We start from the raw sequence: 8,532 nt of genomic DNA on the forward strand, positions 1-8,532 counted from the left end.
CTACCCGGGAGATCCGTTGCAGTCAGTAACTCCCATTTATTGAGTATAGTAGTTATTGGTCGTGCTTCTTCCTCAATCCGGTACTTTTCGAGAGCAGCACCCATAAGAGGTGATTGTTCGACTACAGTTACATCGCACCCCTGTTTTGCGAGAGGAACTGCAAGGGTTCCCGGTCCTGACCCGATGTCAAGCACCCGTGTCCCGGAGGGGATATCCATCGTTCTGAGTTGAGTTGTTACCACTTTCCCATATGATCCCCGGGTATTTTCGAGATATCTCCTGACATTACTTGGATCCATCCAGAAATCACCCTCATGAATGATATTGACTGATTCTAGGTGCTTCTTTTTTAGTTCACCCCATCGTTCAGCCCAGTACGTATTTGATAACGCGTATGGTGAGGAGTCAGGTTTTGTATGCATGCCTATGTTCCAGTTTCTTTGTGAGCAGAATATTAAGACAGTTAAAGAATAAATAATTGATATAATTATTGAGTAAATATAGGATCCATGTATTACAACGCTCATGTTTGATGACATGCATCAGGTGTTCAGAATCAGATAACTATTCACCGGCACTCCGGAATTATCCCGGATCTTGAAAAAGTGAATTTAAGTTTTTTTCCTGACTTATACGTTCTTTTCCCGCGATAACCCCGAAGAGGTGATGATATCATTGATCTCATCATCACTCAGATCATAGTGGTAGAACTTGGAGTAGAATTCTTTGATATATACAGAAAGATCCATATCCGCAAACAGATCCGGATAGAATGCCTGAGCGAGCCAAGGAATACCAATGATGCGGTTTACACCCGGAGGTCTATCAATCCATCCAAACGGCTGGTTGGGAATCAGAAACACGTTCTTATTTTTAACTGCGTTGATGTCTTTCCAGTTTGGATCAGAGAGAACTGACTTATAAAATCGACTGTCACCAGCAAGAATGAGATCCGGATTCCAGGATAGCACCTGTTCGATAGATACCGGGCTCATTCCTCCAGCACCCTTTTCATTAACTTCTGCAACATTTTTACCCCCGCAGATAGTGATGAGTTGGGCATGGTCTGATACTTCAGGATCCGTCTTCAGTCCATCCGGACCCTCTGCGTAGTATACCCGGACTCTCTGATCTTCAGGGATCGTAGCTACCTTTTCAGTAACCGTCTTGTACATGGTATCATAGAAAGTGTTTAATTCTGATGCCTTCTCTTTCTGATCGAGAAGATCACCAAGGAATATGATACCCGGCCCGTATTCTTTTGCGTTTGTTGCATCGATAACCCCTACGACAGGAATGGGGTAAAGCTTTCTTTGCATGTCATCGATCGTATCAGATACATTGGTTCCCGGGCTGGATCCAAACAGGATAATATCAGGCTTCATTGAGAGAAATGTTTCATAATTCAGGGCATTCCCCATCTGTTGACCACCAACATTAGGCAGATTTCGATATTTCTCAGAAACATAATTCGTGTCGTTGAATGCAAAATTCAACCCGATCAAGGTGTCCGGATTAATCATATATACCGCTTCACTCGTTGGGGGAGAGGTCCCGAGAACGGAATCAATTTCTGTAGGCACTGTTACCTGTCTGCCTACCATATCAGTAATTGTTCTGGTATCCTCAGCGTAAACGACAGTGAATCCGGCAAATGCGAACAATAATAATATAAACACACTTTTAAACTTCATTAGATCCATCCAGTTTCTTGTTCATAGATAATTAACATTCATTTTTAATTTGATTGCCGGGATCAACATATGCTCAATTCATATTAAAATTATATGATTGTTAATTTTTTAATATGCAAATAATGTGAATCGAAAGACAGCAATGAGGTTTTATCATTGCCACACATGCGCTAACTTGATGGGATATAGTTAACTATGCTGATCACAATACCCCAATCTTTGAATATATTAAAGTACATGATAATATAAACTGTCATAACGTGGCCATTTATTTTTCCATTAGGTTGCGGTTTAATAATAACATGCGGGTCAATTTATTTTAATTTGTGAAATGGATAATCTAATCAAGAAAGTAAATTAAATTAAAAACATTTTTACCAAATGAATAAATAACTTATTTCTCCAAACCATTACTCGTCACTGAACTAAAACATGAGACGGTCAGAACCATATGGAGTACAATGGACAATCAAAATCTTTCTTCCAACCCAATTCACCCGTCTGAACCAGATAATCTGACAAATATCAAAGATTTAACAAAAAAACTTAATATTAATATCCCATTATCTATCGCTCTTTACATCCTTCCGGTACTGATAATATTCTGGTCACTCTTTATGGGACGATTTGAAGTGGATCCAGGAAACGTACTTCGAATCCTCATCTCATCAATATTCCCGATAGATCATACTTGGACAAGTGCTGAAGAAACAATCGTTATGCAGGTCCGTCTTCCCCGAATCATTGCTGCGGTAATGGTTGGAGCAGCACTGTCCATGGCCGGCGCTGCATATCAGGGACTCTTTAAAAACCCTCTTGTATCACCTGACATTCTGGGTGTGTCATCAGGAGCTGGGTTTGGAGCTGCTGTTGCGATCCTAATCTCCTCTTCATCATGGATGATTCAGGTATCTGCTTTTGCCGGAGGGATCGCTGCAGTCCTTTGTACCTATCTTTTGAGCAGATTGTATAAGAGTGGTCAGATTCTGGTGCTGGTTCTCTCCGGAGTAATTGTCTCTTCATTCTTCGGAGCACTCCTCTCAATCACAAAATATGTTGCAGATCCGTATGAAAAACTTCCAACCATCATCTTCTGGCTGATGGGAAGTCTCTCATCAGTCAGGTACACCGATCTTTTTGCAATCGCTCCGGCCATGTTCCTCGGGGGAACAATCCTTCTTCTCATTCGCTGGAGGATCAACCTTCTTTCACTCGGATCTGATGAAGCCAGAACCCTCGGAGTAGATATGAAGCAGATCACCCGTATTATCATTCTCTGCGCCACACTCCTCACCGCTGCATCGGTATGTATCAGTGGTATCATAGGATGGGTCGGGTTGGTAGTCCCCCATCTTGGCAGAATGGTTACCGGGCCTGATTACCGACGTCTCCTCCCGATGACCATCGTCATGGGTGCATCCTATCTTTTGATCATGGACGATCTCTCCCGGACCCTGATTACCACCGAGATTCCACTCGGGATTCTCACTGCCCTTCTTGGTGCTCCGTTCTTTGCATATCTGCTCTGGAGGAGGAAGACAGGATGGTCATGACACTTAGTGCTCACTCCCTTCGGTTCAGTTGGGATAATAAACGGGACATATTTTCAGATATTTCATTCACCTTGAAGCCCGGAGAACTCTTCTGCATTCTGGGTCCGAATGGTACCGGAAAATCAACCCTGCTTCGATGCCTGATTGATCTTCTTGATCTCCATTCAGGTTCAGTCAGACTTGACGACACTGATATCAGAGAGATGGACAGGCAGGAGTTATCCCGGAAGATGGCATTCGTCCCTCAGGGATATGATGTCGCATTTCCATACACCCTTCTTGAATATGTGCTGATGGGACGGGCTCCATACATCTCTGCGTTCTCTTCTCCAACCGAGGAAGACGTACGAATTGCAGTGGAGGCTATCTGTGAGGTCGGAGTACATCATCTCATCGAAAAACCCGTGAACGAAGTAAGTGGTGGAGAGCACCAGCTTGCACTCATTGCCCGGGCCCTCGCCCAAAAACCCGATATTCTTCTCCTTGACGAACCTACATCCCATCTGGATTTTGGGAACCAGATGCAGGTATTATCCCTCATCGAACGACTTCGTGACCGGGGGATTACCATCATCATGACTTCTCATTTTCCGGATCATGCATTCATCGTATCTGATCAGGTAGGCATCATGCAAGGGGGAAAGTTTTCCATGATCGGACCTGCAGAAGAGGTGATCACCAGTGATGCTCTCCGGGCAACCTATCATGTAGATGTCAGGGTCGAATACATCGAGGTTGCAGATCGAAAAGTCTGCATTCCCATCCGTTACCGGCCCGGATCTCTCTGCCCGGTTGAATCGATTCTTGATCAGATCCTGGCGAATTTTTCTGACCCTGCACACCGGTGTACGAACTGTGGATTTATGCCAGAACAGGAAAACATCATGATAATACAACCTGATGGAATACAGGTCTGAATAATTTCCGGGTTTATGGAGACAGACCTCCGAAGATCGCAGTCGTTCATGGGGATAGAGAAAGATGCAATGGAGCAGTATTATGCAGTTCTTAAATATGAGGTTACTCTGGGCCTTCAAGGCCTGTTAACACGTAAATCCGGAAAATAGACACCAGTCATCGTTTGTTGCTGCCTTTGATAACAGTTATTATTATCCAAGGGGAAGAGAGATATCAGGTCGTGATGACCAAATAATATGAACTCTGTGCGCAGTTCTTACACCGTACTTTTCCATCAACAATAACCTCTTTGCTATCCATGATCTGTTCGCCACAAATGCAACAGGTATCTTTGTGCGTTGGAAATCCCGGCATATCTTCAGGTGGTATAGTAACCCGTACCTGTTGAATCAGAAATAGTTCCTCTTCTGGAGCGTTGCACACCATTTTTGCAACTTCTTTCATATCTTGAGGTTGGTTTTGTTTCTTTGGCAATGCAGTAATCCTCACTGCTTTGTTTGTTTTGGTATCGATAAATGTAGCCGCGAATTTGCCATAATTTTTATGTTTGAGAGTTCTATGCCCAAGGGAAACCCCGGTGATCGCCTGGATTGCATCGGTTGCACACCGGTCAATTTCCACATACACAATGAGATCATAGTTCTTTTTCAGGGGATCCATTCCAAGTTCGCGAAGCCCGGCTATGGTCATTCTGGTCCCCATTACGATTCCCGGGCACATATCTCCATGAAATTCTTTTGCTTTCTGTAACAAAATGTCAATTATTTCCATGTATAAGCATTAGTGTACTAATTGCTAATGGTAAAACTTTTTGTTAATTATTTTTCAAAAATTCTCCAACTGGAACATTAACCATGGTGTAAGTACATCAACGAATATACACACATCCTTTTAATCATAATAACGAACTGTTTTCGAATTCAAGAAAATTATGAGTAAATAAAAACGTTAAAAAAATAAGTTTTTGAAAGGGGTACTGTCTCCCTCTACAGTCGTTCATTCTGGAGCAGAGTTGCATTCAGGGCTACCTGCGGCAGAGTGTACTTCTCTTTGAGTATCGCTACAATATAGGGCAGAGTGAACACAAATGCCAAACATCCGAATATCAGGAACATATTAGTGCATGTTGAAGCAATGGCTATGACCGGTACAATTGCAAGAGAGGACGCGAACTGTCCGATGTTCAGGAATACTGAGAAACCGCCACTAGCTCTGCCCAGAAACTGTTTTGGTGTAACTGTAGCGATCCAGGTTAAGATCGTCGGCATCAGGATACCATTACCGACCCCAATACAGATTACCGCGAGCGTAACAACGACAAGTGACGAGGCTATCCCCAGACAACAGTACCCGATCCCAAAGAAGATAAACGTAAGAGCGAGAATGGTGTATCGATGAAATCTCCAGGCAATTCTTCCATAAAACAGTCCAATGAGCGATGCAGAACAACCCATAATTCCCAGGAATAATCCGCTGGTAAGAGCAGTGTTTTCGCTTAAGATCCGTGCTGCTTCCATATTCGCAATTAAGTATGGGAACTTGATAGGCATCAGGAAGAATAACATACTACCAAGAAACAGGGTCGTATATCCTAATAGAAGGGGAGTTACCGGGAACTTTTCATCAGATATTACCATATTCTGTTTAATTTTCGGAAGAACCGGTTCTTTCATGGTTCTCAGAACACCTACGAAAATGATAATTCCAATCAGGTAAATAAGGAAGGCTGCACGCCAGGAGATACCAGCGAGAAAACCTCCGCTTAATTCAAGAATTAATACCCCAAAACCCATTGCAGCTGCTTGGTATCCAAGAACCCTGGCACGGGTTATTCCCTCATAATAACAGGGAATCAGAGAGGAAGTCGTGCAGGTGATACCGGCAATACCAACTCCTAGGAGAATTCTGCCGATTAATATTGCATATATGGAGGTGAGATAATATCCTGAACTTCCTGCGATGGTGAAGACCGCAATGGATACGACAAGAATTTTGATCTTACCAACTTTATCAGAAAGAACACCAATAAAAATTCCAGCGAGAGCAATTGAAAGTGAAGGAAGCGTAACTATTAAGGAGATAAGGGAGTCTGGTGCGTCGGGAAATGCCTGGCTGATTAACGGGAGAGCAGGTGCAACGGCTGCACCCCCCATAAGAATCATCATGGCTGATAACAAGAGGAATAATAATGTCCATTTTGACGGCTGGAATGGTGATGAAATCATGCCTTATTACGTTATTAATATCAAAATATCAATAAAGTGCTCCTATGTTGAGTAGCTCGTTACTATGATTGATGACACGTTACTTCAGGAACTGAAACGAATTGGAATGAGTGAATATGAAGCGAAAGTGTATACAATTTTGTCAGCACTTCGGGTGGCAAGTGCTCATGAAATTCACGACCAGACCAAGATACCCCGTGGAAAGATATATGAGACCCTTACCTCACTCGCCCAGAAAGGTTTTATCGTATCTTCCGGGAAATCGCCGATGCGATACTCTCCGGTTGATGTGATCCAAATATTTGAACGGCTTAAACGAGAGTCGGTGGAGTCTCTTGAAGGATTGTACCAGCGTCTGAAAGCTCTTGAAACCGAAGCACCAGAGCCACTTATGCAGGGATATAAGCTGCATACCGAATGGACCCGTGATAATCAAATCAGAATGATGCTGCGTAGGGCAAAATATGAAATTGTTCTTCTCTGCGATGAAAATGAATTTTTAACCAAATATAACAGTGAGATCATACGAGCGGCAAAACGGGTATTTATGTACCTGGTGGTAGGGAGATCAGAACTTACTGAGGTAACACCGATAAAATGCTACCTTGGTGGGAGTGATATCGATTCATCACTCTTTCATCACGAAGAAGGAGAAAATATCGGATTGTCCATGAAATTGTTATTAATGGCTGATCGCCGGGAATCTCTCTCAATTCTTGAAGATAACGGCAGATTAACAGGGATCTTTATATGCCCAGATATTTACGCCAGTTATCTCTCGCGAAAAATTGTTCAGGAAATTCAGCCAGTAGGAAAGTCCCGGAAGGGGATCTGACCGGGGTGGTTGATTTACCCGAGCTACTGAAAAACTAAGCAATGATTTATCTCATAAATTTTACTTAAATTTTGTAAAAGCTAGAGAATTCGCGTTTTGTCATGCTCCGAATATGTCATCATCTCATCTATCTAATATAACAAGAAAAATATGTAGCAAGATCACATCAGATAAAGTGCGCGATCGGATACGCATGCATGCGCTGTTATTAGGTCAACCAAGAGCAACATTAATATTCGGCACTGGTATCAAATATTGGAGGATTATATCGGGAAAATGAGAAATGTCCCGGATCATTGTGCTGATATACCAGTATATGACGAAGCGAAGAACAATACCTTTTGTATACCGGCAGAGGTTGAAGTTTTAAAGTAAATAATGCTCTTTTTTAGAGAATTATAGCATTTTAATGAATTAAAGCGGATCACGGAACAATTAAGAGACTTCTCACCACATGCTTCTGGAACATGCCCCAGATCATTTCCAATCCTCTCCATCAAAAACTCCTCCTCGCCACTGCTGCAATAGGAATGTTTCTGGACGGGCTTGACGGTTCGATTGTAAATATCATTCTTCCCCAAATATCTGGGTCATTCGATATCGATACCGGGACCGTATCCTGGGTTATTATCACCTATCTTTTAATGGTTGCAGGACTTATCCTCATCTTTGGAAAGAGTGCTGAACGCGGATCTTTGAAAACAATATTTCTTTTGGGCCTATTTATCTTCACCATTGGATCTGCAGCTTGCGGATTATCACCTGATTTCCAAACACTTCTCGGGTCACGCATTCTTCAGGGAGTCGGAGCTGCCATGATTGCTGCAACCGCATCGCTGCTTTGTGTGACGTATCTCCCAAGAAACATGCTGGGTTTCTCTCTAGGGGTAATATCAATGGCAATTTCAATAGGGGTTGCGGTGGGTCCTGCTATCGGTGGATTTCTTGCCCAATACTTATCCTGGCACTGGGCTTTTCTTATCAATATCCCAATTGGACTCCTTATTCTGCCATTTGCCCTGTATGTTATCCCAAAGGATGTTCCCGGGATTAAGGAGCGGTTTGATCGTTTCGGTGCTATCATGCTCTTTAGCATGATGGCTTTGGGTGTCTATGTTCTTGAACGGATTCCTCATATGGGTATGTTTGATCACCAGATACAGATCTGCACCATTCTCTGTATCGGGTGTATAATCGTGTTTATTATCAGAGAACTTACCTGTCAGAATCCACTGATAAATATCAGTATTTTTACCGGATGGGAGTTTACTGCGACATTCATTGCATTTCTCATCATGAGTTGCGTA

Annotated in this window: 8 protein-coding genes; 4 read left to right on the forward strand and 4 right to left on the reverse strand. The window is 42.8% G+C overall.

All coding sequences use genetic code 11. From position 1 onward, the window contains the following. Together LUQ50_RS02270 and LUQ50_RS02275 are read right to left on the reverse strand one after the other, a co-directional pair. Positions 1–422 (reverse strand): methyltransferase domain-containing protein (locus LUQ50_RS02270; protein WP_300035548.1); only part of this gene is annotated, 422 nt, incomplete at its 3' end. 207 nt (positions 423–629) lie between these two features. Further along, the gene (locus tag LUQ50_RS02275) at positions 630–1,694 is read right to left on the reverse strand and encodes an ABC transporter substrate-binding protein (protein WP_300035551.1); all 1,065 of its coding nucleotides are present in this window, start codon (positions 1,692–1,694) and stop codon (positions 630–632) included. 599 nt (positions 1,695–2,293) lie between these two features. Here LUQ50_RS02275 and LUQ50_RS02280 point away from each other — a divergent pair. Together LUQ50_RS02280 and LUQ50_RS02285 are read left to right on the forward strand one after the other, a co-directional pair. Beyond that, on the forward strand, positions 2,294–3,247 hold the full coding sequence (locus LUQ50_RS02280) for an iron ABC transporter permease (RefSeq protein WP_300035569.1): 954 nt from the start codon (positions 2,294–2,296) through the stop codon (positions 3,245–3,247). Then, a complete protein-coding gene (locus tag LUQ50_RS02285; protein WP_300035554.1) occupies positions 3,244–4,164 on the forward strand; it encodes an ABC transporter ATP-binding protein in 921 nt (306 codons plus the stop codon). Before LUQ50_RS02280 ends, LUQ50_RS02285 begins: the two co-directional genes overlap by 4 nt. A 214-nt stretch (positions 4,165–4,378) precedes the next feature. Here LUQ50_RS02285 and LUQ50_RS02290 read toward each other — a convergent pair whose 3' ends face one another. Beyond that, positions 4,379–4,936: an FmdE family protein gene (locus LUQ50_RS02290; protein WP_300035556.1), complete on the reverse strand. Its 558-nt coding sequence runs from the start codon at positions 4,934–4,936 to the stop codon at positions 4,379–4,381. A gap of 215 nt (positions 4,937–5,151) precedes the next feature. Further along, entirely contained in the window at positions 5,152–6,390 is a 1,239-nt protein-coding gene (locus tag LUQ50_RS02295; protein WP_300035559.1) for an MFS transporter, read from the reverse strand. Positions 6,391–6,454: 64 nt separating this feature from the next. On the opposite strand from LUQ50_RS02295, the gene LUQ50_RS02300 reads away from it, so the two are divergent. Together LUQ50_RS02300 and LUQ50_RS02305 are read left to right on the forward strand one after the other, a co-directional pair. Beyond that, entirely contained in the window at positions 6,455–7,225 is a 771-nt protein-coding gene (locus LUQ50_RS02300; RefSeq protein ID WP_300035563.1) for a TrmB family transcriptional regulator, read from the forward strand. A gap of 467 nt (positions 7,226–7,692) precedes the next feature. Continuing rightward, positions 7,693–8,532, forward strand: an 840-nt coding sequence (locus LUQ50_RS02305; protein WP_300035566.1) for an MFS transporter, incomplete at its 3' end; no start/stop codon positions are given.

Origin of the sequence: Methanospirillum sp., assembly GCF_028679455.1 — an archaeon.
Classification (GTDB): Archaea; Halobacteriota; Methanomicrobia; order Methanomicrobiales; family Methanospirillaceae; genus Methanospirillum.